The sequence below is a fragment of the Vibrio sp. 1078-1 genome (assembly GCF_033340475.1).
In genome coordinates this window covers 1-705 of record NZ_JAWOWM010000349.1, presented here as the reverse complement: position 1 = coordinate 705, position 705 = coordinate 1, and the positions used below count along the sequence as shown (strand labels likewise).

The following is a 705-nucleotide window of genomic DNA, read 5'->3' as shown; positions in this document are numbered from 1 at the left end:
AGGCTTTTTTGAGTTAAAAAGTACTTATTCTTCTTCAGCGGCTGCGTAGCCATGAGGACCGAGTTCTTTGCCATCTAACCAAGCTTTGCCATCTTGCATGATTAAACGCTCTTCAACGAGCCACTTAGTCACGATAGGGTAAATGGTGTGCTCTTGAGTTTGTACACGCGCAGCGAGTACTGCTGCATCATCATCTTCAAATACTGTCACTTTTGCTTGAAGAACTACGGGACCGCCGTCTAACTCTTCTGTGACAAAGTGAACACTTGTGCCGTGCTCTTTGTCTTTGGCGTCAATCGCGCGCTGGTGGGTGTGTAAACCCGGGTATTTAGGTACAAGAGAAGGGCGAATGTTGATCATCTTACCGCGATAGTGCGAAACAAATGCACCGCTAAGAATGCGCATGTACCCTGCAAGAACGACAACATCGGGCTGATACTTGTCAATTTGTTGCATCAACTCGGCATCGAATGCCTCGCGTGACTCGAACGCTTTTGGGTCAACAAAGTGGCCATCAACATTAAACTGTTTTGCACGTTCTAGGCCGTATGCGTCAGATTTATTAGAAAATACTGCTGCAACGTGTGCGTTAGGCATGCTGTTTTCACAAGCTTCTAAAATGGCTTGTAAGTTACTGCCGTTACCTGAAATTAGGACCACGATGTTTTTCATAATGTTGGGGCTGCCTTGATATTGTAGGTTCTA

General features: G+C 45.7%; 1 protein-coding gene. It reads right to left on the bottom strand.

Going from position 1 to position 705, the window contains the following annotated elements; all coding sequences use genetic code 11:
• Positions 1-24: 24 nt before the first annotated feature.
• Positions 25-672: a phosphoribosylglycinamide formyltransferase gene (gene purN, locus R7190_RS27510; protein WP_318137886.1), complete on the bottom strand. Its 648-nt coding sequence runs from the start codon at positions 670-672 to the stop codon at positions 25-27.
• Positions 673-705 lie beyond the last annotated feature (33 nt).

What these genes read in the sequence shown, in the direction of transcription:
- purN (WP_318137886.1), bottom strand. Translation starts at nt 672, where the DNA reads ATGAAAAACATCGTGGTCCTAATTTCAGGTAACGGCAGTAACTTACAA.